A 24,708-nucleotide genomic window follows, 5' to 3' on the forward strand; every position below is an offset into this window, starting at 1 on the left:
CCTCTTAGGTTTGATAAATCAATCTCCGGCAGTGTAACGGATTGGCTACGGAGCGAGAAGTATTCCCGTAGCTAAGCGCAATTTTGCTAACAGAATGTCTTCTTTCCCCCAGGAACCGACTGTGTACCGAAACCTTGCCGCACCGGCTGTTTTTTACAAATTTGGTTCTGATTTGTGATCTAAATTGTAATTCAATTGTAAAATTATTGATAAATCCAAATTCATCAACTACAACCTAAGTACATACAAACAGGTCAGACCTCTTACAACTTAGCATTCGGGATGCTCGGGAGCCTATTATGATGGTTGTCAGTATTATTCTGTTTATCGCGGTGCTGGGCGCGCTGTTTTACCACCGCCTCAGCCTCTATACCGGCGGCGCCATACTGCTGCTTTACACCGCAGCGATGGGGGCTATCGGCCTTTGGTCTTACTGGGCGCTGCTGCCGCTGGCGATTATTTTGCTGCCATTGCTGTTTTCTCCGCTGCGCCGTTCGTTGATCTCCGCGCCGGCGCTGAGCGCCTTCCGCAAAGTGATGCCGCCGATGTCGCGTACGGAAAAAGAGGCGATTGAAGCAGGCACTACCTGGTGGGAAGGCGAGCTGTTTCAGGGCAATCCTGACTGGCAGAAGCTGCATAACTACCCGAAGCCGGTGCTGACGGAAGAAGAACAGGCGTTCCTCGACGGCCCGGTAGAAGAAGCCTGCCGCATGGCGAATGACTTCGAAATCACCCATGAGCTGGCGGACCTGCCGCCGGAGCTGTGGGCGTATCTGAAAGAGCACCGCTTCTTCGCCATGATCATTAAGAAAGAGTACGGCGGTCTGGAGTTCTCGGCGTATGCGCAGTCACGCGTGCTGCAAAAGCTGGCCGGTATCTCAGGCATTTTGGCTATTACCGTCGGCGTGCCTAACTCACTCGGGCCGGGCGAACTCTTGCAACACTACGGCACCGAAGATCAGAAGAATCATTACCTGCCGCGCCTGGCGCGTGGTCAGGAGATCCCCTGCTTTGCCCTGACCAGCCCGGAAGCCGGCTCCGATGCCGGCGCCATTCCTGATACCGGCGTCGTTTGCATGGGCGAATGGCAGGGTAAACAAACGTTAGGGATGCGCCTGACCTGGAACAAGCGCTACATTACGCTGGCGCCGATCGCCACCGTGCTGGGGCTGGCGTTTAAACTTTCCGATCCGGATCGGTTGCTGGGCGGTGAAGCCGAACTGGGCATTACCTGCGCATTGATTCCCACCAACACCCCGGGCGTGGAAATCGGCACCCGCCACTTCCCGCTCAACGTCCCGTTCCAGAACGGCCCGACGCGGGGCAAAGACGTTTTCGTTCCGATCGACTACATCATCGGCGGGCAGCAAATGGCCGGTCAGGGCTGGCGTATGCTGGTTGAATGCCTCTCCGTGGGGCGCGGCATTACCCTGCCCTCCAACTCCACCGGCAGCCTGAAAAGCATTGCCCTCGCCACCGGCGCCTATGCGCATATCCGCCGCCAGTTCAAGATTCCTATCGGCAAGATGGAAGGCATCGAAGAGCCGCTGGCGCGTATTGCCGGTAACGCTTACGTAATGGATGCCGCGGCTACCCTGGTCACCTATGGCATCATGCAGGGGGAAAAACCGGCGGTGCTGTCGGCCATCATCAAATACCACTGTACGCACCGCGGGCAACGCGCCGTCAGCGATGCGATGGACATCACCGGCGGCAAGGGAATCATGCTGGGTGAGTCGAACTTCCTGGCCCGTGCCTATCAGGGTGCGCCTATCGCCATTACCGTTGAAGGCGCCAATATCCTGACCCGCAGCATGATGATCTTCGGTCAGGGCGCCATCCGCTGCCATCCCTACGTACTGGATGAAATGGCGGCCGCACAGGACAATAACGCGACCCGCTTCGACAAGCTGCTGTTCCGCCATATCGGCCACGTCGGCAGCAACAAAATGCGCAGCCTGTGGCTGGGCCTGACCGGCGGACGCACCAGCGCCACGCCGACCAAAGACGCCACCCGTCGTTATTACCAGCAAATGAACCGGCTGAGCGCCAACCTGGCCTACCTGTCCGACGTTTCCATGGCCGTACTGGGCGGTTCGCTCAAACGTCGCGAACGCATCTCGGCGCGCCTGGGCGACGTGCTCAGCCAGCTTTATCTGGCGAGCGCCACGCTGAAGCGCTATGAAGACGAAGGCCGTAACGAGAGCGATCTGCCGCTGGTGCACTGGGGCGTTCAGGATGCTCTGTATCAGGCGGAACAGGCGATCGACGATCTGCTGCGCAACTTCCCCAACCGGGCTATCGCCGCCATGCTGAACCTGGTGATCTTCCCGCTGGGCCGCAGCCAGAAAGCGCCGTCGGATTATCTGGATCATCAACTGGCGAAAATTTTGCAGGAACCTTCGGCAACCCGCAGCCGTATCGGTCGCGGCCAGTACCTGACGCCGAGCAAATATAACCCGTTTGGCCTGATGGAAGTCGCTCTGACCGACGCCATCGCCGCCGATCCGATCCACCGCAAGATCTGCAAAGCGCTCAACAAAAACCTGCCTTTCACCCGTCTGGACAAACTGGGAAGGCAAGCGCTGGATAACGGGCTGATCAGCCAGGAAGAACTGGCCGTGTTGGTCAAAGCCGAAGAGAGCCGGCTGCGTTCGATTAACGTAGACGAGTTTGAACCGGAGGCACTGGCGGCGGGAAAGCCTGAACCCCGGCGCGCCGGGCCACACACGGAAGCGGCTTAAATCGTCGCATAAAACTGAAAGGGCGGTGATGCACCGCCCTTTTCTTTTACCAACGAAATCCAAATAAAAACGCCTTTCCCCTGTTATGCGGAAAGGCGTTTTCACGTCACGGAAAAGGCAAACGTCAGATCGCTTCTTCGTCCTGCTCGCCGGTACGGATACGCACCACGCGCGCCACGTCAAAGACGAAAATTTTTCCGTCGCCGATCTTCCCGGTCTGCGCCGTCTGCATGATGGTTTCCACGCAGGTATCCACAATGTCATCCGGCACCACGATTTCGATTTTCACCTTCGGCAGAAAATCTACCATGTACTCCGCGCCGCGATACAGCTCGGTATGCCCCTTTTGACGGCCAAAGCCTTTTACTTCCGTCACGGTCATCCCGGTAATGCCGACTTCAGCCAGTGCTTCACGCACGTCGTCCAGCTTGAACGGCTTAATAATCGCGTCAATCTTCTTCATTACGTTTCCTTAGTGATCACCAGTTTTTGCGGCCAAAGCCGGACGTAATCGGGTAACGGCGGTCTTTGCCGAAGTTACGCGCCGTAATGCGCGGCCCCACGGCGGCCTGACGCCGCTTATATTCATTGATATCCACCAGGCGGATCACTTTGCGTACCACCGCCTCGTCAAATCCTTCCGCCACCAGATCGGCCACGGATTTATCATGTTCAACATACCCTTCCAGAATGGCATCCAGAATATCGTACGGCGGCAGGCTGTCCTGATCGAGCTGATCCGGCGCCAGCTCCGCTGACGGCGGGCGATCGATCACCCGCTGCGGAATCACGTAAGATACCGTGTTGCGATATTCGGAGAGCTTGAACACCAGGGTTTTCGGCACGTCTTTCAGCACATCGAAACCACCGGCCATGTCACCATACAGTGTGGCATAACCCACCGCCATTTCACTTTTGTTGCCAGTCGTCAGCACCAGGCGGCGGCGTTTATTGGACAGGGCCATCAACACCACGCCGCGGCAGCGCGCCTGAAGGTTCTCTTCAGTCGTATCGCGCGCCGTACCGGCGAACATCGGGGAGAGCTGCGCCATAAACGCATCGAACATCGGTTCAATGGAGAGCACGTCAAATTCAACGCCGAGAATTTCCGCTTCTTCCTTCGCGTCGGCAATGCTGATATCGGCGGTATAGCGAAACGGCATCATCACCGCCTGCACCCGGTCTTTGCCCAGCGCATCGACCGCAATCGCCAGCGTCAGCGCGGAGTCGATACCGCCGGACAGCCCCAGCACTGCGCCGGCAAAACCATTCTTGTTGATGTAGTCGCGCACCGCCATAACCAGCGCCTCATACACCTGCGCCAGCGGAGGCAGCTCCGCCGCCGGGGCGATCATCGGTTCAACCTGCAGATCGTTCAGCCGGAACAGCGCGGTTTGCTCGGCAAACGCCGCCAGACGGTGGGTCATATTGCCCGCAGCATCAAACACCTTTGAGCAACCGTCGAAAATCAGCTCATCCTGCCCGCCGACCTGATTCAGGTAAGCCAGCGGCAACCCGGTGCGGCGGCAGTGTTCAGCCAGCAGCGCATTACGCACGTAGGGCTTTTCACGGTTATACGGCGAAGCGTTGATGGAAAGCAGGACTTCAGCGCCGGCGGCCTTCAGGGCGTCGACCGGCTCGTTAAACCACAGATCTTCGCAAATCAGCAATCCGAGGCGATAGCCTTTCAGATCAACCACGCAACTCTGCCCGCCGGCGGAGAAATAGCGTTTTTCGTCGAACACGCCGTAGTTGGGCAGTTGTTGTTTGTAATAACGCACCACCAGTTTGCCCTGATCGAACAGAGACAGTGCGTTATACAGTTGGCCGTTATCGCGCCAGGGATGGCCCACCATCACCGCCACATCGCCGGAAGCCCGGCACAGGCGTTCCAGCTGCGCGTTGCAGCGCTGGTAGAAATCGTCACGATAAAGCAGATCCTCCGGCGGGTAGCCGGACAGCGCCAGTTCGGAGAACATGACCAGATCGGCGCCCGCCTCCTGCTGTTCATGCAGGGTCTGCAACATGCGTTCCGTGTTGCCTTCAATGTCGCCGACCAGCCAGTTAAGCTGCGCCAACGCGATGGAAAGAGATCTGCTCATAGGTTATTCACTGTCTGTCGTATCACCCGGCCGTATCGTTTCGCCAAAGCAGCGAAACGCCAGCGGCCGGTGTCAATGATTCGCCGGGCGTCGTTGAACACGCCCAAGCGGCCGTTATTCTTTAAAATCGTTGGGATCAAGCTCATGCCGGGAAAGCAGCTTGTAAAACTCGGTGCGGTTACGGCCCGCCATGCGCGCTGCATGCGTCACGTTCCCCTTCGTCATCTGCAACAGCTTGCGCAGATAGTGCAGTTCGAAGTGGTTCCTGGCCTCCACGAAGGTCGGCAGCGCGGTGTTCTCGCCTTCCAGCGCCTGCTCAACCAGCGCCTCGCTGATCACCGGCGCCGTCGTCAGCGCCACACACTGCTCAATCACGTTGACCAACTGACGAACGTTGCCCGGCCAGCTCGCCGCCACCAGGCGGTGCATGGCGTCGGTAGAAAAACTGCGCACGAACGGCTTGTGGCGCTCCGCCGCTTCGCGCAACAGATGATTCGCCAACAGCGGAATATCTTCGGCACGCTCGTTCAGCGCCGGAATTTTCAGGTTCACCACATTAAGACGATAGTAGAGATCCTCACGGAATTCGTTTTTTTCCATCGCTTTGGGTAAATCACGGTGGGTCGCGGAGATAATGCGCACGTTAACGTCGATGTCGCGGTTGCTGCCCAGCGGGCGCACCTTACGCTCCTGTAACACACGCAGCAGTTTTACCTGCAACGCCAGCGGCATGTCGCCGATTTCATCCAGGAACAGGGTGCCGCCGGTCGCGGCCTGAAACAGTCCTTCCCGGCTGCTGACCGCTCCGGTAAATGCGCCCTTGGCGTGACCAAACAGCTCGGACTCCAGCAACTGCTCCGGCAGCGCCCCACAGTTAATGGCGATGAACGCTTTGTTGCCGCGCGGGCTGGCGGCGTGGATCGCCCGGGCCAGCACCTCTTTCCCGGTACCGCTCTGCCCGTTAATCAGCACGCTGACGTCAGACTGCGCGACCATTTTGGCCTGCTCCAGCAAACGCATCATCAGCGGGCTGCGGGTCACGATGCTCTCACGCCAGCTTTCATCGGCGGCAGGCGCGGACTGGGCCAGCGCCTCATCAATGGCTTTGTATAACGCATCACGGTCCACCGGCTTGGTCAGAAAACCAAAAACGCCCTGTTGGGTCGCCGCGACCGCATCGGGAATGGAGCCGTGCGCCGTCAGAATAATCACCGGCAGCCCCGGCTGGCGTTTCTGGATTTCGGCAAATAACGCCAGCCCGTCCATCTCGTCCATACGCAAGTCGCTGATCACCAGATCGATGCGATCGCGCCCCAGCACGCGCAGCGCTTCCTGACCGCTTTCCGCCGTGGTGACGCTGAAGCCTTCGCTGGTCAATCGCATCCCCAGCAGTTTCAGCAGGCTGGGATCGTCATCAACCAACAGCAGGTTGGCCGGCTTGCGCTGTGTCATACGCTTAGTGCTCCTTGCTTTCGTTCGGTGCGGTTTCTGGTGCAGGAGGTTCTGCCGCGGCGGGCGCGTCGTCTTTGCCCGTTTCGGGTTTTACGGCAGCGGGCTCATCGCTTTTCTGCCCCTGGCCGTTGTCCTGCATTTCCTGCTTGCGGGAAGAGAGCTGACGTTCAATATCCGTCAGGTTTTCCAGCTTGCGCGTGGTGTCATCCAGCCGGTATTGCAGCCGGCTCTGGTTTTCACGCATGGCGTCCAGCTGTGTATCGGTAGATTCCTGCAAACGCTGATAGCGCCCTTTCTCTTCCAGCAGGGAAATCGTCAGCATTTGCTTTTCGCGCCACAGCTGCAGCAGCGGGCGCAGGGCGCTGGGCCATACGCCGCGGTAGCCATCCAGCCGCGCCAGCATCTGGCGCCGCTCACCGGCCGAAGGTTCGGCGCTGCCAATCAGCAGGCTTTGCTTAAATACGTTCGCCCAGCCGTCGGCGCTCAGATCGCGGGCCTGAACCCGGGCCTGCGTGCCGGTAAGACGATCGGCGCAGTCCATCGCCCGCAGCCAGTACAGCGCGTTGGACAGCGCTTCTCCGGCGTCATTGAGCCAAATGGTATCGCAGGACGCAGTGCGGTAATCCAGCACCTTGGTATCGGGAACGACCGGCTGTACCGAGGCAGACGCATTTTCCGTCGTCATCCGTTCATGGCAGCCGCTAAGCAGAATCAGGCCGAAAGCGGCCGCCATACCGGGAACCACGCCGGTACGTAACGTGCGCAATGCTGTATATGCTGTAGTCAAAAGCCGTTGTGCTGGCCACATTTTCATTCGTTAAACTGTCTCGGCGGTTAAGGGTAATTCAATGCGGAAACACACGTCGGCGTCATCCACGCTCACCAGGCATAACTCTCCCCGCATCCGGCGGATACAGTCACGGGCGATGCTCAGCCCCAGACCGCTTCCTTTCACTGCGCCTTTGCGCTGATGACTGCCCTGGAAAAACGGCTCGAAAATCATGGTTTTTTCGGAGTCCGGAATCGGCGTTCCGGTATTGGCGACGTCAATCTGAACTTTCTGCCCGGCCCGGCGGCTGGTTATCCAGATGGTACCGGATTCCGCGCCGTAGTGCACCGCATTGGAGTAGAGATTATCAATCACGCGCATCAACAACGTCGGCTCCGCCCAGCAGTGCTCTTCATCCAGGTGACACTCCGTACGGATAGATTTCGCCCGCGCCGGCAGGCTGTGAGAAGCCACCACCATATCCACCAGCTCAGGAAGCGCCACGGACTCTTTTTCCAGCGGGCCGTCGGCCAACTTACGATTGTAATCCAAAAGCTGTTCAATGAGTTGCTGTAAATGACGGCTGCTGCTGTCCAGAATAGAGACGACTTCTTTTTGATCGGCGGTCAGCGGCCCGGCAACCTGATCGGCCAGCAGCTCGGTCCCTTCGCGCATACTGGCCAACGGGGTTTTCAGCTCATGGGAAATATGGCGCAAGAATTCGTGACGCTGCGACTCCAGCCAGGCCAGGCGCTCGCTCAGCCAAACGATGCGCTGCGCCAGAGAGCGGATTTCACGCGGCCCGCGAAATGCGTCGATGTTGCCGATCGCCCGCCCCTCTCCCAGCCGGTTAATCATACGCTCAACGCCCTTCACCGGCCCGATAATCATGCGGGTAAACAGGAACACCAGCAAAACGCTGACCAAAAACAGCACCAGCGACTGCCAGCCGAAAAAGTGCCCGCGCTCGGCGATGGCCTGTTGCAGCTGCTGGCCGCGGGTAAAAAGCACCTCGCGCGTGGCCTGAACCATACGGGTATTGGCGGCGGAAAATTGCGTCAGCAGCGTGGAAGCCTGCGGATCGGGGGAGCTTTTTTCACATTGCAGCGCCGTCAGTTGAGTCAGCAGCCCGCGTAAATCCTGGTAATAACGGGCATCGGGCAAAACCGCGGCATGGCTGTCGAGCATCTGCGCGTACTGCTTGCGCTGGTTTTGGTAAAGCTTCGCCAGGGTGGGATCGTCCAACACGCAGTATTGGCGGTAGCTGCGCTCCATTTCCAGCGCCACGCCGGCCATCGCTTCGCTGCGGCGCGCGTCGGACAACGTGGTGCGATTTATATCGGCAGCCTGAGAACTGAGATTGTCCAGACTCTGATACGCCTGATAGGCCAGCACCAGCAACGGCAACAGTACCAGCAGGAAAGCCAGCAAAACCAGTTGCCGCAGCGAGCGGGGAAATAAGCGCCATCTTTTCAGGGAGATCATCTCGTTACCTCAGGCAAAACGTCCACGCATTATACCCAAAGTCGCCCGGGTTGCAGCCGTCATCGCAGTCTGAAAATCCGGATAACGGGCAGATATTCGTCAGATTTCTGCGGTCGGGAACAGCGGCGGCAGAACGCAAAACGGGGACACTAAGTGTCCCCGTTTGCTGAAAGAGGCGGATGCCCTGCGATTCTCGTCCTGTGGCGATGAGGCAAGCCGTCATCTGTATTCTGGACGAATAGCATCCGGAAGTGTCTACACCTGATGAACCAATCATCACAACAAGACACAAAGGCGGTGCCTCACTCAACGTGTCGCCCGATGTTTGATAAAGCGCTTGCGCGACTGTTATCGGTTAAGCTGGACGATAGGCACCTTACTTCTGGCGTCATTCGATGTTTTATGTAGCGCAATTGGCTGACATAAGGAGGTGAATGAGCAACTGACATGAATATTGCACAAGCCGTGCCAGGTTTATAAATAAAGATTCAATTAATTGATTTAAATGATTAAATAATTTTTGCGTATCTATGTAACAACGCCGGGTGCGCCGGTTATCCGCGCCGGTGGCGTTTTTTTGTCGCTGATCCCCGACACTCGCCAGACCTCCTTTTTTGGCTCAAATAAATCAATCACTTAGATGTCTCCAATTAGAGACATCACGATCCCCGCTTTGTAGCCAAATTACGACAATCGTTATTTTCCCTTTTTTTTCAAAGAAAAAGGGCAGCCTCAGGCTGCCCTTGTTACAACGCCTCTGTTTATCCCAACTGCTTGCGGGCGTTACGGAACATCCGCATCCAGGGGCCGTCCTCTCCCCAGCCGTCCGGGTGCCAGGAGTTGCTGACGGTGCGGAAAACCCGCTCCGGGTGCGGCATCATCACCGTTGCCCGGCCGCTGGCGCTGGTTACAGCGGTAATACCATTAGGCGAACCGTTTGGGTTGGCCGGATACGCTTCCGTTACCTTGCCGCTGTTGTCCACAAAGCGCATGGCGACCAGATTATGCTGTTCCAGCGCCGCCAGATGCGCCTCATCACGCACCTCAACACGCCCTTCACCGTGGGAAACCGCAATCGGAATACGTGAACCGGCCATGCCTGCCAACAACAGCGACGGGCTGTCTGCCACTTCGACCAGGCTGAAACGCGCCTCAAAACGCTCCGACAGGTTGCGTACGAAACGCGGCCAGTGTTCCGCGCCCGGAATCAGTTCACGCAGGTTCGACATCATCTGGCAGCCGTTACATACCCCCAGCGCCAGCGTCTGCGGGCGGTGGAAGAACGCTTCAAACCGATCACGCGCACGTGGGTTGAACAGAATCGACTTGGCCCAGCCTTCCCCGGCGCCCAACACGTCACCGTAGGAGAAACCGCCGCACGCCACCAGTGCGTGGAAATCATCCAGCCCTGTACGTCCGGAAAGGATGTCGCTCATATGCACGTCAACCGCATCAAAACCGGCGCGATGGAACGCCGCCGCCATTTCAACGTGTGAGTTAACGCCCTGTTCACGCAGCACCGCCAGCTTGGGACGGTGCCCACGGGCAATATAAGGCGCGGCGATATCTTCACGCGGATCAAAGCCCAGCACCACGTTCAGGCCGGGATCGCTCTCCACCTGTTTGGCCTGATGTTCCTGATCGGCACACGCCGGGTTATCGCGCATGCGCTGCATTTGCCAGGTCGTTTCCGCCCACCACAGACGCAGGCGGGCGCGGCTTTCGCGGTAAATTTCCTGTTCTCCGGCGCGTAACAGGAAATCATCTCCCGCTGTCGCTTCGCCGAGCAGGTATACACAATCGCTGAGGCCATGTTCGGCAAAAATACGCGTGACGTCATCGCCGTCCTGCGCGCGAATCTGAATCACCGCCCCGAGTTCTTCGTTAAACAAGCTTGCCAGATGGTCGTCGCCCAGCGCGCTGATGTCCGCATTGATGCCGCAATGGCCGGCAAACGCCATTTCCGCCAGCGTAACCAGCAGGCCGCCGTCGGAACGGTCGTGGTAGGCCAGCAGTTTGTCTTTGTGCACCAGCGTCTGCATAGCGGCAAAGAAGCCGGCCAGTTGATCAACGCTACGCACGTCGGCCGGCTGGTCGCCGAGCTGGCGGTAAACCTGCGCCAGCGCCGTCGCCCCCAACGTCTGATGACCGGCGCCGAGATCGATCAGCAGTAGACGGTTGTCGCCGCGATCGAGGCGCAACTGCGGCGTTACGGTACGGCGCACATCTTCCACACGGGCGAAGGCGGTAATCACCAGCGACAGCGGCGACGTCATCTCACGGGATTCTTTCCCCTCCTGCCAGCGGGTTTTCATCGACATCGAATCTTTACCGACCGGAATCGTCAGCCCCAGCGCCGGGCACAACTCCTCACCCACCGCTTTTACTGCGGCATACAGGCCGGCATCTTCACCGGGATGCCCGGCTGCGGCCATCCAGTTAGCGGAAAGCTTCACGCGCTTCAGTTCGCCGATATCGGCGGCGGCAATATTGGTCAGCGCTTCGCCGACCGCCATGCGGGCGGAGGCGGCGAAGTCCAGCAGCGCAACCGGCGCACGCTCGCCGATAGACATGGCTTCGCCGTAATAGCTGTCGAGACTGGCGGTGGTCACCGCGCAGTCCGCTACCGGAATCTGCCAGGGGCCGACCATCTGGTCGCGCGACACCATGCCGGTGACGGTACGGTCGCCGATGGTGATCAGGAACGTTTTCTCCGCCACCGCGGGCAGATGCAGGACACGATGCACCGCATCCGCCAGGGAGATATTTTCCCGTTGCAGCGCCGCGCCGTGCGCCTGTTGCGTCTTCACGTCACGCGTCATCTTCGGCGTTTTGCCCAGCAGCACGTCCAGCGGCATGTCGATGGGTTTGTTGCCGAAATGGCGGTCATTCAGCGTCAGGTGACGTTCTTCGGTCGCCTCGCCGATAACCGCATAAGGCGCGCGCTCGCGGCGGCAGATTTCATCAAACAGCGCCAGTTGTTCCGGCGCCACGGCCATCACGTAACGCTCCTGGGATTCGTTACACCACACTTCCAGCGGGCTCATGCCGGGTTCATCGTTGAGAATATCGCGCAGTTCGAAACGGCCGCCGCGACCGCCGTCGCTCACCAGCTCAGGCATCGCGTTCGACAACCCGCCGGCACCGACGTCGTGGATAAACAGAATGGGGTTTTTGTCGCCCAGCTGCCAGCAACGGTCGATAACCTCCTGGCAGCGGCGCTCCATTTCCGGGTTATCGCGCTGCACGGAGGCGAAGTCGAGATCGGCGTCTGACTGGCCGGAGGCCATCGACGAGGCCGCACCGCCGCCCAGGCCGATATTCATCGCCGGCCCGCCCAGCACGATCAGCTTGGCGCCGACGCTGATTTCACCTTTCTGCACGTGTTCGGCGCGGATGTTGCCGATGCCGCCCGCCAGCATGATGGGCTTATGGTAGCCGCGCAGCTCGGTGCCGTTATGGCTGCTGACCTGCTCTTCATAGGTGCGGAAATAGCCCAGCAACGCCGGACGGCCGAATTCGTTGTTGAACGCAGCGCCGCCCAGCGGTCCTTCGGTCATGATATCGAGTGCGGAAACGATACGTTCCGGCTTGCCGAAATCCTGCTCCCACGGCTGTTCAAAGCCCGGAATACGCAGGTTGGAAACGGAAAAGCCGACCAGCCCTGCCTTCGGCTTGGCGCCGCGCCCCGTAGCGCCTTCATCGCGGATTTCACCGCCTGACCCGGTTGCTGCGCCCGGCCACGGCGAGATCGCCGTCGGGTGGTTATGGGTTTCCACTTTCATCAGGATGTGCGCCTCTTCCTGATGATAATCGTATACGCCGCTGTCAGGATCGGCGAAGAAGCGCCCGACCTGTGAGCCTTCCATCACGGCGGCGTTGTCTTTATAGGCGGACAAAACGTAGTCCGGCGTCTGCTCAAACGTATTTTTGATCATTTTGAACAGCGACTTCGGCTGCGTCTGGCCGTCAATCACCCAGTCCGCATTGAAAATCTTGTGGCGACAGTGCTCCGAGTTTGCCTGTGCAAACATGTAAAGCTCAATGTCGTTGGGGTTGCGCCCCAGTTCCTTAAACGCCGCCAGCAGGTAGTCGATCTCATCTTCAGCCAGCGCCAGGCCCAGACGCACGTTGGCGCTTTCCAGCGCGCTGCGCCCCGTTCCCAGCACGTCCACGCTCTGTAACGGCGCCGGAGAGTGATGGGCGAACAGGCTTTCCGCCTGCTGAAGCTCGCGGAACACGCGCTCCATCATGCGATCGTGTAGCAGCCCTTCCAGCGTCTGCCATTGCGCCGCACTCATTTCCGCAGCGTCGACGTAATACGCCAGCCCGCGCTCCAGACGCAGCACGCTCTGTAAGCCGCAGTTGTGGGCGATGTCCGTAGCCTTGGAAGACCAGGGAGAAATGGTGCCGGGGCGCGGCGTGACCAGCAACAGGCGGCCTTTGGACTCATGCTCCGCCAGCGAAGGGCCGTATTGCAGCAAGCGCTGCAGCGTGGCGGTTTCTTCCCCGGACAGCGGCGTGCTGACATCGGCGAAATGGACGAATTCCGCATAGATGTCATTAACCGGAAGGGAAGCGTCCTGACAGGCGGACAGCAGTTTGGTGATACGGAAGGCGGATAACGCCGGCGAGCCACGCAGTATTTCCATCATCTTTGAGGTTCTCTTGTCTTCGAAGCGCTGACAACAGCGCTTCAGTGGGCGCAACAGGGGAAAACGCGCGTCATTATAGAGAATCTGTCCGTCCGACGAAACCGTTTGCGTAGTCTTTCTTTCGATCGCTTGATTTCATTACCCGATTAACTTTCTGTGTTATTTGAGTTGCACACTGACGTTTTGTTAAGCAAAATGCCGCTTGCCTGATGATTTAACCATATATTACCCACGGAATGCCTACCGCCTCACGATGCGTCGCTGAGAGATAACTATTTGAAACGCATAAAATTAAATTATTATCTTATCGGTATTGTCTCTGCGCTGCTGGCGTTGGCCCTCTGGCCTAACATCTCCTGGCACGGCAGCGGCGAAAGCCAGCTTCAGCAAATCCGCAGCCGCGGAGAGTTACGCATAAGTACGATCACATCGGCCATCACCTACAACGGAAATGACAAAAATCCGGCGGGGCTGGATTATGAACTGGCCCGCCGCTTCGCCGACTACCTCAACGTGAAGCTGCACGTCACCGTGCGCCCGACGCTGCCGGAGCTGTTTGACGACCTGGACAGCGGCAAAACAGACATGGTCGCTGCCGGTCTGCTGTACAACACCGCCCGCCTCAGCCGTTTCCGCACCGGGCCGGCTTATTATTCCGTCTCTCAGCAGTTGGTTTACCGTCAGGGCAGCGTACGCCCGCGCAACCTGAAGGACCTGAAAGGCGATTTGGTGGTACAGTCCGGCTCCGCGCACATCACCACGCTTAACCAACTTAAGCAGCTTAAATACCCGGACTTAACGTGGAACTCATCCAGCGATCTGTCAGCCAACGAGCTGATGAGCGAGGTGGTGTCGGGGAAACTGAATTACACCATCGCCGATTCCGTGTCGATCGCCATTTTCCAGCGCATTCATCCGCAACTTGCCGTCGCCTTTGACGTCAGCGATGAAGAACCGGTGATGTGGTACCTCAGCCGTTCCGTTGACGACAGCCTGTACGCCGCGATGCTCGACTTTTTCAGCAATATCGTGGAGGACGGCACGCTGGCGCGTCTGGAAGAGAAGTACCTGGGCCACGTCGGCAGCTTCGACTACGTTGACACGCGCACCTTCCTTAACGCCATTGATAACGTGCTGCCGTCGCTGAAGGGCATCTTTGATAAATACGCCGACAAAATTGACTGGCGCCTGCTGGCGGCCATTTCCTATCAGGAATCACACTGGAACCCGCAGGCCACCTCCCCCACCGGGGTACGCGGCCTGATGATGCTGACCAAAGCCACCGCCGAAGGCGTCGGCGTCAGGGATCGCCTTGATCCGGAGCAAAGCGTGGCCGGCGGCTCGCTGTACCTGGAGCGCCTGATGGAGAAAGTGCCGGACAGCGTGCCGGAAGATGAAAAAATATGGTTCGCGCTGGCGGCATACAACATGGGCTATGGTCATATGCTGGACGTTCGTCAGCTTACGCAGAAACAGGGCGGCGATCCGGACAGTTGGGTCGATGTTAAACAGCGCCTGCCCATGCTCAGCCAGAAACGCTATTACACGCAAACGACGTACGGCTATGCCCGCGGGCATGAAGCTTACAAGTACGTTGAGAATATCCGCCGCTATATGCTCAGCCTGGAAGGCTACCTGCTGGAGAAAGAGAAACAGGCAGCGGCGGAGATTGCCCATCAGGAAGCCCTGGGGAGAGGCTATCCGGTCGTCGCCGTTGACAACGTGTTGCGCAACTGACGCCTCAGTCGTTCCCTTCTTCTCCCGCCAGTTTCATGATCCGCCGTTGTTCCCTCTTCTGTTCGCGCCGCCAGCGGAAAAAATCACTCAGCACCTGAGCACACTCTTCCGCCAGCACGCCGCTGGTGATTTCAATCTGATGATTCATACCGGGATGGCGCAGAATGTCCACCAGCGACCCCGCCGCGCCGGTTTTCAGATCGTTCGCGCCATACACCAGGCGTTTGATCCGGCTGTGAACCATCGCCCCGGCGCACATCACGCAAGGTTCCAGCGTCACGTACAGGGTGGCGTTGATCAGACGGTAGTTTTGCAGCACCTGCCCGCCCTGCTGGAGAGCCATAATTTCCGCATGCGCGGTCGGATCATGGCGGCCGATAGGACGGTTCCAGCCCTGGCCGATAATCTGATTATCTAACACCAGCAGCGCGCCGACCGGCACTTCTCCCTGCTCACGGGCTTTGTGCGCCAGCGTCAGCGCCTGTTTCATCCAGTAAGCATCATCAAATTCACTCACGCCTGTTCACCTCTGCATTTTTATCGCCCGGCATTATACATGGGTTGCCGGGCGTGTCTCCGGCTTCTGAGCCAGATCATATTTCCGCGGATGATTTACCCTTATGCTGTTCGCCGTTCATCGTGTATGACATCAACAGGAGAATTTATCCCATGGTAAGAAAAGCCTTACTCGCCGCTTCGCTGCTGTTTTCCTCTCTTTCGGTATTGGCCGCTGAACACTGGATTGACGTGCGCGTACCGGAGCAGTATCAGGAAGCCCATGTACAGGGCGCCGTCAACATTCCGCTGAAACAGTTGGAACAACGTATTGGTGAAGTCACCCAAAATAAAGACGATACGCTGCACCTGTACTGCAACAGCGGTAATCAGTCCGGCAAGGCAGAGAAGTTATTACAGCAGATGGGATATCAGCACGCCGTAAATGAAGGCGGCCTGAAAGACGTCGAGAAAACCCAGACGCTGGTCAGGCAATAACGACCAGGGTATCGGAAGGGCGGGACGTTACCCGCTCTTTTTACTCCAGTTGCTGTAATCCGCCGCTTTTACTGACGCGGAAACGGTGCTCGCAGTAGGCCAGCAGCGGGTTATCCTGCTTGCTGTCGCTGTAGCCGCTGAACAAACGCAGTGGTTTGCCCAGGCGTTGCTCCAACTGCACCACTTTTTCCTTCCCCAGACAACGCAACGGTAATACCCAGCCGCCGTTACGCCGCGCAACGCGGCTGCCAATCAGGCGTACCTGATGGATAAAGGGTGTATCGTCATAAACCTGCTCCACTAAATGCTGCGGCGAACCGGTGATCAACCAGACTTCGGCGGTATTGCTGGCAAGATATTCACGCAAACGGGCCTGCACCACGGGAAACGGCGTCCGCTGCCGGCGGAATGCTTTGACGAACTGTAACTCCAGCGCCCTCAGGCTCGCTTCCCGGTGACCGAACGTTATCGCCCACAGCAGCAGGCTCATCGGCCAGCGCGCGGCCCGCCCCCTGAACAGCAGCCCCAGGCCGATAACCGGCAATAACGGCACCACCAGCACCCCATTTTGCGGCATACGTCGCAGCAGATAGCGCAGAAAACTGCCGAACAGATCCTGCTGATGCAACGTGCCGTCTAAATCAAAGAAAATCACTCTTTTTGGCTGTGGTTCCGTCAACGTTTTCCCCTTATGCGCCAATCGCTATGAATTGCCTGAATATTCCGTAATTTAAAATATACCGCCGGTGAACGCCAGATCATGATGAAAATATGAAGCTCACGGACATTGCCGGGATTATTGTTAATGGGCAGTAAATGAATAAGCGGCGTTACAGACTAAACAAGACATTTTATTTTCGACAGAAAAACAAACAGTAATATGTGCAGCTTCCTGCCAGCGCTGGCTCGTATGATATCCGCACACTACACTTTGATACGGATTCTCAGTTTTCCCCTCTGTCAGATACCTGATTAAAGTGTCAGGAGGCCGGAGGCATTCCTCAGGACCAATGCTTCTACCGTATACCGTATTATCGATATTAACGGGCATGAAAGTAATCATAAAAATATTAGCATCGACGTTTATAAAAAATAGTTGCCATATTATTCCCTTCCCGGAATTTCCGGGGAGGGAATGCGGATAATAATATGAATAACAGCTTGCTGTTTTCATATTCGTTCTTCGCCGTGTATTTCTCATTCACACCATTTACTCTCCATTAACCTTACCGCACGACACCCCATATTGGGTTCACGGCTGATTTATGCTATCTTACGCCGGCGTTTTATACTGAGAATAAATTTAGCCTGCTGATATGTCCTTACTGATTACCAAGAAATGTATCAATTGCGATATGTGCGAACCTGAGTGCCCGAACCAGGCCATCACCATGGGCGACAGCATTTATGAAATCGACCCGGCGCGTTGCACCGAATGTATCGGTCATTACGACGAACCTACCTGCATGAAGGTCTGCCCGATCGACAACACCATCATTCGCGATCCCGCTCACCCGGAAAGTAATGAAGCCTTGTGGGATAAATTCGTCCTGCTGCACCACGCCGATAAAATTTGACGCATAAAAAAGGCGGAACCATGTCCGCCTTTTTTGCACGCCTGAATAAACGCTACGCGTTCTGCCGCCACCACTCCGACAGCAAAATACCGGTCGCAACGGAAACGTTCAGGCTTTCCACTTTCCCGGTGCCGTCAATTGACAGGTTAAGATCGCCCTGACGCCACAGGCTGTCGGACAACCCGTCGCCTTCCTGACCTAACACCAGCACCATCTTGCGCGGCAGCTCGGCTTTTGCCAGCGGCGTACCCTTGTGGCTTGAGGTAGTAACGATGCGATAACCGGCATTACGGAAAGACTCCAGCACGGAATCGAAGCCGTCCGCATTGATCGCCTGAATATGCTCGGCCCCGCCTTCCGCGGTACGTACCGCAGCGCCGGACTCCAGCAGCGCCGCATCCTGAACGATGACGCCGCGCACGCCGAAGTGCGCGCAGGTACGCATGATGCCGCCCAGGTTATGCGGGTTGCCGACGTCTTCCAGCGCCAGAACGCAATCCGTGTCGCCGGCGTTCTGCAAGTATGCTGAAACGTCCAGTCCGTTACGCTTTTTAATCAGGAAGCACACCCCGCCATGGTGCTCGGTGCCTGAAGCTTTTGCCAGCTCAGCGTCATCCACCACGTGGTAAGCTTTACGGTTCGCCGCCATCCAGCGCAGCGCTTCACGAAAACGGGGTGTTACCGACTGAACGAACCAGGCGCGCACGATGGAGTCAGGTCGGCTGGCAAACAATGCCTGACAGGCGTTTTCGCCATAGACGCGGGTTTCTTCGTTACGCTGACGGCGTAACTGCTCCGGATCGATAAAACTTTTACCGGAGATACCGCCGTGATCGGGCTTCTCTTCTTCAGAAGGCCCCCGGGAAACGGTTTTCCAGGGAGAATCATATTCTTTGCGCGGACGGTCATTCCCGCGATCGCGGCCGCCGCCTTTGCGGTCTCCGGAGCGGTTATCACGCCCCTGTCGCGGCTTGCCGCCCTTTTTATCGCTTTTTTTCTCGTCCTCGCCACGGACGTACATTACTTTTACTTTACCGTTTTTGCCGTTTAACGAATCGCTCATGACACCCTCTCCACCAATGCGCAGGGCGCGAAGATTACCTGATGTCACCCAACTACGCCACAGGCATAATACAAAAGACAATATCTATTGTAATCATCGAAAAAATCACGTTGTAGTTAGCATCACCAAGAATGATAATGATTAACAATTATCCAACATCTCACGGTTAACGAGATGTCCGATACTGACGAACAGCAACACAACCAATTGAGGTTAATTATGAATACCGTCTGTCCATCCTGCCAAACCACCAATCGCCTGCCGGAAGAGCGTATCACAGAGCAGGCTAAATGCGGACGCTGCGGACATGAACTGTTTGACGGTGAAGTTATCAATGCCACAGCACAAACATTGGATAAAATATTACAGGACGACGCACCGGTATTGATCGACTTCTGGGCGCCGTGGTGCGGCCCCTGCCGCAGCTTTGCTCCGATTTTTGAAGACGTGGCCCAGGAACGCGCGGGCAAAATCCGCTGCGTCAAAGTCAACACTGAAGCCGAGCCGGAACTGAGCGCCCGTTTCCGTATCCGCAGTATTCCGACCATCATGCTCTACCACAATGGCAAACTGGTGGACATGCTGAATGGCGCAGTACCGAAAGCGCCGTTCGACAACTGGCTGGACGAAGTTCTGACCGCCAAAGCCTGATGCCGTTTCGCCGGTCTTGCTGATGCAGGACCGGCTTTACCGCCCTGCCCCGCCTTGTTTAGAATAGCGCCTTTATTCCCGTTAATTCCCGGAAGTTTGATGCTGCCCAATGCCGTACTGCGCCTGCGCGAAGAACGTCTTTCCCGCGCGACGCGCCCTTTTCTCGCCCGCGGATGCCGGGTGCGACGCTGTCAGCGTTGCCTTCTGCCCCAGCCACAGTGTTTGTGTGAAACCATCTCGCCACAGGCGGCGCGCAGCCGTTTCTGCCTGATGATGTACGACACCGAGCCGATGAAGCCCAGCAACACCGGGCGCCTGATTGCCGACATTCTGCCGGATACTGCCGCATTTCAGTGGTCACGCACCGAAGAGGATGAGGAACTGCAGCGGCTACTTGCCGATCCGGCTTATCAGCCTTACGTCGTTTTTCCCGCTGCTTACGCCGCGCCGGAGCGGGTTACGAGCCGTCTGCCGGTGGAGGAAGAACCGAAAACCCCGTTATTCATCCTGCTCGACGGCACCTGGCCCGAAGCACGCAAAATGTTCAGAAAGAGTCCCTATCTGGATCGTTTCCCGGTTTTTTCCCTTGACGATGATATCGTCGCGCAATCCTATCTGTTACGTGAAGCACAGCGCCCGGAACAACATTGCACGGCTGAAGTTGCGGCCACCCTGCTGATGCTGGCCGGCGATCAGGCTGCGTCGCAGGCGCTGCATCAGCACTTTACCCGCTTCCGCCGGCAATACTTATTAGGAAAACCGCATCATCGCGGCGACGTCACAGCAGAAAGCGCCGGGAGCGCATAAACTCAGGGAACTTGTCTGCGCAAGGAGCCTGTTATGAGTCAACGAAGTCTGGAAGCCCTGCTGCGTCCTAAATCGATCGCGGTGATCGGTGCGTCGAACAAAGTCGGACGCAACGGTCATCTCATCATGCGCAATCTGCTCGACGGCGGATTTCTTGGCCCGGTGATGCCGGTAAATCCGTCTTATCAGGCCGTCTGCGGCGTGATGGCCTATCCGGATATCGCCTCCTTGCCGCGGGTTCCCGATTTAGCCATCCTGTGTACCAATGCCAGACGCAATCCCGCACTGATCGCCGAGCTGGCGGCAAAAGGATGCAAGGCGGCTATCGTTCTTTCTTCGCCGCTTAACCAGACGGAAGAGCTGCGCCAGTGCGCGCTGCGGCATAACGTACGCCTGCTGGGGCCGAACAGCCTCGGGCTACTGGCTCCGTGGCAGAAGCTCAACGCCAGTTTCTCGCCCGTTCCTATCCTGCCGGGTAAGCTGGCGTTCGTTTCCCAGTCTGCCGCCGTCGCCAATACCATTCTCGACTGGGCGCAGCAGCGCAAAATCGGTTTCTCCTGCTTTATCGCTTTAGGCGACAGCATGGATATCGATATGGACGACCTGCTCGATTATCTGGCGCGTGACGGCAAAACCAGCGCCATCCTGCTTTACCTTGAGCATCTGAACAGCGCGCGGCGCTTTCTCTCCGCCGCACGCAGCGCATCGCGTAACAAGCCGATACTGGTCATCAAAAGCGGACGCAGCCCTCAGGCGCAGCGTTTGCTGAACAGCGTGCAGGGACTGGATTCCGCGTATGACGCTGCTATCCAGCGCGCGGGCCTGCTGCGGGTGCAGGATACGCATGAGCTGTTTTCCGCGGTAGAAACCCTCAGCCATATGCGCCCTTTGTACGGGGAAAAATTACTGATCGTCAGTAACGGCGCGGCACCGGCCGCGATGGCGCTGGATGAGCTGCTGCGCCGCAACGGTAAATTGGCCAAACTGGATGATGACATACGCGAAGTGCTGCAAAAGCAACTTACGCCGGACATCATCGTAGAAAATCCGCTGAACCTGCGTGACGACGCCACGCCCGCCCGTTATCAGAAAGCGCTGGAAGCGCTGCTGGACAGCCACTGTTACGACGCCATACTTCTGATCCATGCGCCCAGCGCTGCGGCTCCGGCGGGGAAAACGGCGGAAATCCTGATTCAAACTTTGCGGCAGCATGGCCGGGGGAAATTCGTTCCGATACTGACCAACTGGAGCGGCGAATATTCATCCGTCGAGGCCAGGCATCAGTTCAGCGAAGCGGGCATCCCCACCTATCGTACGCCGGAAGGCGCGGTCACGGCCTTTATGCATATGGTGGAGTATCGCCGTAACCAGCGCCAACTGATGGAAACGCCGTCGTTGCCTACGGGCCTGGCGGCAAACGCCAGCGACGCGCACCAGCTTATCCAGACGTTTTTGGATGAAGGCGCCAAACGGCTTGATACTCATGAAGTACGCGCCATTCTTGCCGCCTATGGCCTGGAAACATTGCCGACCTGGATCGCCAACGACAGCATCGAGGCGGTGCATATTGCGGAGCAGATCGGCTATCCCGTCGCGCTGAAGCTGCGTTCGCCGGATATTCCGCATAAATCCGAAGTGCAGGGCGTCATGCTCTACCTGCGTACCGCCGCCGAAGTGCAACAGGCCGCCAACGCTATTTTAGACCGGGTCAGGCAAACCTACCCGCAGGCCCGGATTCACGGACTGCTGGTGCAAAGCATGGCTAACCGCGCCGGCGCTCAGGAACTGCGGGTTTCCGTAGAGCCGGACCCGGTGTTCGGCCCGCTGATCTGCCTGGGCGAAGGCGGCGGAGAGTGGCAGCCGGATCGGGATGCCGCAGTGGCATTGCCGCCGCTGAATATGACGCTGGCGCGCTATCTGGTGATGCAGGCGATTAAGAGCGGGAAAATCCGCAGCCGCAGTCCGCTGCAGCCGCTTAACGTCGCCGGGCTGAGCCAGCTGCTGGTACAGGTATCTAACCTGATCGTTGACTGCCCGGAGATTACGCGCCTGGATATTCATCCGGTATTGGCATCGGGTGATGAGTTCACGCTGCTGGATGTTTCACTACAGCTCGCGCCCTTCGATGCGGAATCTCAGTCACGCCTGGCAATCCGGCCGTACCCTTCTTACCTGGAAGAAACGGTTACGCTCAAAAACGATCAAACGTGTTTGTTCCGCCCTATTCTGCCGGAAGACGAGCCTCTGTTGCAGCAATTCATCGCCAAGGTAACCAAAGAAGATCTCTACTATCGCTATTTCAGCGAGATTAACGAGTTCAGTCATGAAGACTTGGCAAAGATGACCCAGATTGACTATGACAGAGAGATGGCCTTCGTCGCGGTGCGTGAGTCTGGCGGCATCACAGAGATTATCGGCGTTACGCGCGCCATGACCGACCCGGACGGCGTGGAAGCGGAATTCGCCGTGTTAGTACGTTCCGACTTGAAAGGGCTGGGGCTTGGCCGGCTGCTGCTGGAGAAGATGATCCGCTATGCCTCCCACCATGGCCTGCAAAAGCTTACCGGCATCACCATGCCGAATAACCAGGGGATGATCGGGTTGGCGAAGCGACTGAATTTCGCCGTTGACGTCCAGTTGGAAGATGGCATTGTAAACCTTGAATTGCCGCTTCCGGTTATAGGATAACCCAGGGGAAAACGTTGAGGTCACGCCGACAATTAACGGCAAAACATACGTACATAGATGCAAAGTAGTGTTATTATCGCTCGATCTATGGGACTGATTTACCAGACATGGCAGCGTGATAGCCATGCAATGATGAGAGAAGAAGCGCACTGTGATGTTGTCAAAATTTAAACGTACCAAACATCAACAACACCTTGCTCAACTGCCCAAACTCCCCCAGATTGCCGGGGATGTGCAGACCCTGTACTCACCAGAAGCATTCCGTCTGGCATTGATTGATGCCATTGCCAATGCAACTCACCGTATCTTTATCGCGGCGTTATATCTGGAAAAAGATGACGGTGGCAAGGACGTACTTTCCGCGATCTATCAGGCCAGACAACGGCATCCGGAACTGGAAGTCTGCATTCTGGTTGACTGGCACCGCGCTCAGCGCGGACGTATCGGCGCCGCCGAGGGCAATACCAACGCTGACTGGTATTGCAGCGTTGCCCAGCAGCATCCTGACGTTTCCGTTCCTGTTTATGGCGTTCCGGTTAACACGCGCGAAGCGCTTGGCGTATTGCACCTGAAAGGATTTATCGTTGATGATACGGTGATCTACAGCGGCGCCAGCCTGAATGATGTTTACCTGCACCGGCATGAAAAATACCGTTACGATCGCTATCAGTTCATCCGCAACCCACAGCTTGCGGATATCATGGTCGACTATATCCGCAATAAGTTGCTGACCGATCCGGCCGTACAGCGCCTGGATAGCTGTGAACGGCCAAAAAGCCCGGAAATCAGGAATGAAACCCGCCAGTTCCGTCATTTATTACGCGGCTGCGCCTACGATGTTCAGGGTTCTGCCAGTGAGGACGAGCTCTCGGTCGCACCACTCGCCGGGCTGGGTAAACAAAGCATCCTGAACAAAACCATTCATCACCTGATGTGCAGCACCAATGAAAAGCTGACGCTGTGCACGCCCTATTTCAACCTGCCGGCGCTGCTGGTACGTAATATCATGTCATTGCTGCGCCAGGGTAAACATGTTGAGATTATCGTCGGCGACAAAACGGCGAACGACTTCTTCATTCCGGAAAGCGAGCCATTCAAGATTATCGGCGCACTGCCTTATCTGTATGAAATCAACCTGCGCCGCTTCCTTAACAGGTTGCAGCGTTTTGTTGATAATGGGCAGCTTGAGGTGCGTTTGTGGAAGGATGAGGATAACACCTACCACCTGAAAGGCATGTGGGTTGATGATGAGTGGCAGTTGATCACCGGCAATAACCTGAATCCACGCGCCTGGCGCCTGGATTTGGAGAACGCCATTTTGATCCACGATCCCAAAGGAGAACTGCGCGAGCAGCGCCAGCATGAGCTTGAGTGCATCCGTAAGCATACGCACGTTGTACAAAGCTATATGGAGCTGGAGAGCATTCAGCAGTACCCGCTGAAGGTCAGGAAACTAATCCGGCGGTTACGGCGCATTCGTATCGACCGGCTTATCAGCCGTATTCTCTGAGTTATCTCAAGCCTCCGTAACGGGGGCTTTTTTGTGCCTGCGATTCAGGCTGATGCATTGAAGAAGTGATATTGAGGGAGAGACTTGGTGGGAAAGGCGTTTCACGTCCCTCTGGAAAAGGTGTCTAAATTGCACAAATGCAAAAACCCCGGCCTTCCGACCGGGGTTTCCACTGATAAAAGCCTGGCAGTTCCCTACTCTCACATGGGGAAGCCCCACACTACCATCGGCGCTACGGCGTTTCACTTCTGAGTTCGGCATGGGGTCAGGTGGGACCACCGCGCTATCGCCGCCAGGCATATTCTGTTATTCCAGCCGCTAACCATCAGGCAGCCACCAGAACCAATCCCAAAACAAGCTAAAAATATTCTCTCTCTTGTGTCTCTCACCAAAACACCTTCGGTGTTGTAAGGTTAAGCCTCTCGGTTCATTAGTATCGGTTAGCTCAACGCATCGCTGCGCTTACACACCCGAC

General features: G+C 57.1%; 17 protein-coding genes and 1 rRNA gene. 8 read left to right on the plus strand and 10 right to left on the minus strand.

Features of this window, described 5'->3' with window-relative positions; all coding sequences use genetic code 11:
• The first annotated feature begins 299 nt into the window (after positions 1-299).
• A complete protein-coding gene (gene fadE, locus C8D90_RS11195; protein WP_115458526.1) occupies positions 300-2,744 on the plus strand; it encodes an acyl-CoA dehydrogenase FadE in 2,445 nt (814 codons plus the stop codon).
• A 124-nt stretch (positions 2,745-2,868) separates the two neighbouring features.
• Here the strand turns inward: fadE and glnB are convergent, their stop codons facing one another.
• From glnB to purL, 6 genes are all read right to left on the minus strand, one after another.
• Positions 2,869-3,207 carry a nitrogen regulatory protein P-II gene (gene glnB, locus C8D90_RS11200; protein WP_011147501.1) on the minus strand — a complete coding sequence of 113 codons (339 nt, stop codon included), beginning with the start codon at positions 3,205-3,207 and terminating at the stop codon, positions 2,869-2,871.
• 16 nt (positions 3,208-3,223) lie between these two features.
• A complete protein-coding gene (locus tag C8D90_RS11205; RefSeq protein ID WP_115458527.1) occupies positions 3,224-4,846 on the minus strand; it encodes an NAD+ synthase in 1,623 nt (540 codons plus the stop codon).
• A gap of 114 nt (positions 4,847-4,960) precedes the next feature.
• Positions 4,961-6,298, minus strand: coding sequence for a two-component system response regulator GlrR (gene glrR, locus C8D90_RS11210; RefSeq protein ID WP_115458528.1), 1,338 nt, complete (start codon positions 6,296-6,298; stop codon positions 4,961-4,963).
• A gap of 4 nt (positions 6,299-6,302) precedes the next feature.
• Positions 6,303-7,064 carry a two-component system QseEF-associated lipoprotein QseG gene (qseG, locus tag C8D90_RS11215; RefSeq protein WP_230473005.1) on the minus strand — a complete coding sequence of 254 codons (762 nt, stop codon included), beginning with the start codon at positions 7,062-7,064 and terminating at the stop codon, positions 6,303-6,305.
• 51 nt (positions 7,065-7,115) lie between these two features.
• A complete protein-coding gene (locus C8D90_RS11220; protein ID WP_115458530.1) occupies positions 7,116-8,552 on the minus strand; it encodes a sensor histidine kinase in 1,437 nt (478 codons plus the stop codon).
• 761 nt (positions 8,553-9,313) lie between these two features.
• Positions 9,314-13,207, minus strand: a complete 3,894-nt coding sequence (purL, locus tag C8D90_RS11225) for a phosphoribosylformylglycinamidine synthase (protein ID WP_170143777.1) — start codon at positions 13,205-13,207, stop codon at positions 9,314-9,316.
• Positions 13,208-13,483: 276 nt separating this feature from the next.
• On the opposite strand from purL, the gene mltF reads away from it, so the two are divergent.
• Positions 13,484-14,944, plus strand: coding sequence for a membrane-bound lytic murein transglycosylase MltF (gene mltF, locus C8D90_RS11230; RefSeq protein ID WP_115458531.1), 1,461 nt, complete (start codon positions 13,484-13,486; stop codon positions 14,942-14,944).
• Between the two features lie 4 nt (positions 14,945-14,948).
• Here mltF and tadA read toward each other — a convergent pair whose 3' ends face one another.
• The gene (tadA, locus tag C8D90_RS11235; protein ID WP_115458532.1) at positions 14,949-15,461 is read right to left on the minus strand and encodes a tRNA adenosine(34) deaminase TadA; all 513 of its coding nucleotides are present in this window, start codon (positions 15,459-15,461) and stop codon (positions 14,949-14,951) included.
• 152 nt (positions 15,462-15,613) lie between these two features.
• Here tadA and pspE point away from each other — a divergent pair, with 152 nt between their 5' ends.
• Positions 15,614-15,937: a thiosulfate sulfurtransferase PspE gene (pspE, locus tag C8D90_RS11240; RefSeq protein ID WP_115458533.1), complete on the plus strand. Its 324-nt coding sequence runs from the start codon at positions 15,614-15,616 to the stop codon at positions 15,935-15,937.
• A 40-nt stretch (positions 15,938-15,977) separates the two neighbouring features.
• Here pspE and yfhb read toward each other — a convergent pair whose 3' ends face one another.
• Complete coding sequence (yfhb, locus tag C8D90_RS11245; RefSeq protein WP_230473006.1) at positions 15,978-16,616, minus strand: phosphatidylglycerophosphatase C; 639 nt, start codon at positions 16,614-16,616, stop codon at positions 15,978-15,980.
• A 637-nt stretch (positions 16,617-17,253) separates the two neighbouring features.
• On the opposite strand from yfhb, the gene C8D90_RS11250 reads away from it, so the two are divergent.
• On the plus strand, positions 17,254-17,514 hold the full coding sequence (locus C8D90_RS11250; RefSeq protein WP_115458535.1) for a YfhL family 4Fe-4S dicluster ferredoxin: 261 nt from the start codon (positions 17,254-17,256) through the stop codon (positions 17,512-17,514).
• 52 nt (positions 17,515-17,566) lie between these two features.
• On the opposite strand, the gene C8D90_RS11255 is transcribed toward C8D90_RS11250, so the two are convergent.
• A complete protein-coding gene (locus tag C8D90_RS11255) occupies positions 17,567-18,577 on the minus strand; it encodes a tRNA/rRNA methyltransferase (protein ID WP_115458536.1) in 1,011 nt (336 codons plus the stop codon).
• 219 nt (positions 18,578-18,796) lie between these two features.
• Between C8D90_RS11255 and trxC the strand changes: the two genes are divergently transcribed.
• From trxC to pssA, 4 genes are all read left to right on the plus strand, one after another.
• The gene (gene trxC, locus C8D90_RS11260) at positions 18,797-19,228 is read left to right on the plus strand and encodes a thioredoxin TrxC (protein WP_115458537.1); all 432 of its coding nucleotides are present in this window, start codon (positions 18,797-18,799) and stop codon (positions 19,226-19,228) included.
• Between the two features lie 99 nt (positions 19,229-19,327).
• Positions 19,328-20,035 carry a tRNA-uridine aminocarboxypropyltransferase gene (locus C8D90_RS11265; RefSeq protein ID WP_115458538.1) on the plus strand — a complete coding sequence of 236 codons (708 nt, stop codon included), beginning with the start codon at positions 19,328-19,330 and terminating at the stop codon, positions 20,033-20,035.
• A 33-nt stretch (positions 20,036-20,068) separates the two neighbouring features.
• On the plus strand, positions 20,069-22,723 hold the full coding sequence (locus C8D90_RS11270; RefSeq protein WP_115458539.1) for a bifunctional acetate--CoA ligase family protein/GNAT family N-acetyltransferase: 2,655 nt from the start codon (positions 20,069-20,071) through the stop codon (positions 22,721-22,723).
• Positions 22,724-22,877: 154 nt separating this feature from the next.
• Positions 22,878-24,233, plus strand: coding sequence for a CDP-diacylglycerol--serine O-phosphatidyltransferase (gene pssA / locus C8D90_RS11275; protein ID WP_162844392.1), 1,356 nt, complete (start codon positions 22,878-22,880; stop codon positions 24,231-24,233).
• A 181-nt stretch (positions 24,234-24,414) separates the two neighbouring features.
• Here pssA and rrf read toward each other — a convergent pair.
• Positions 24,415-24,530 (minus strand): 5S ribosomal RNA (rrf, locus tag C8D90_RS11280).
• Positions 24,531-24,708 lie beyond the last annotated feature (178 nt).

Source organism: Enterobacillus tribolii, from assembly GCF_003363015.1.
Taxonomy (GTDB): Bacteria; Pseudomonadota; Gammaproteobacteria; order Enterobacterales; family Enterobacteriaceae; genus Enterobacillus; species Enterobacillus tribolii.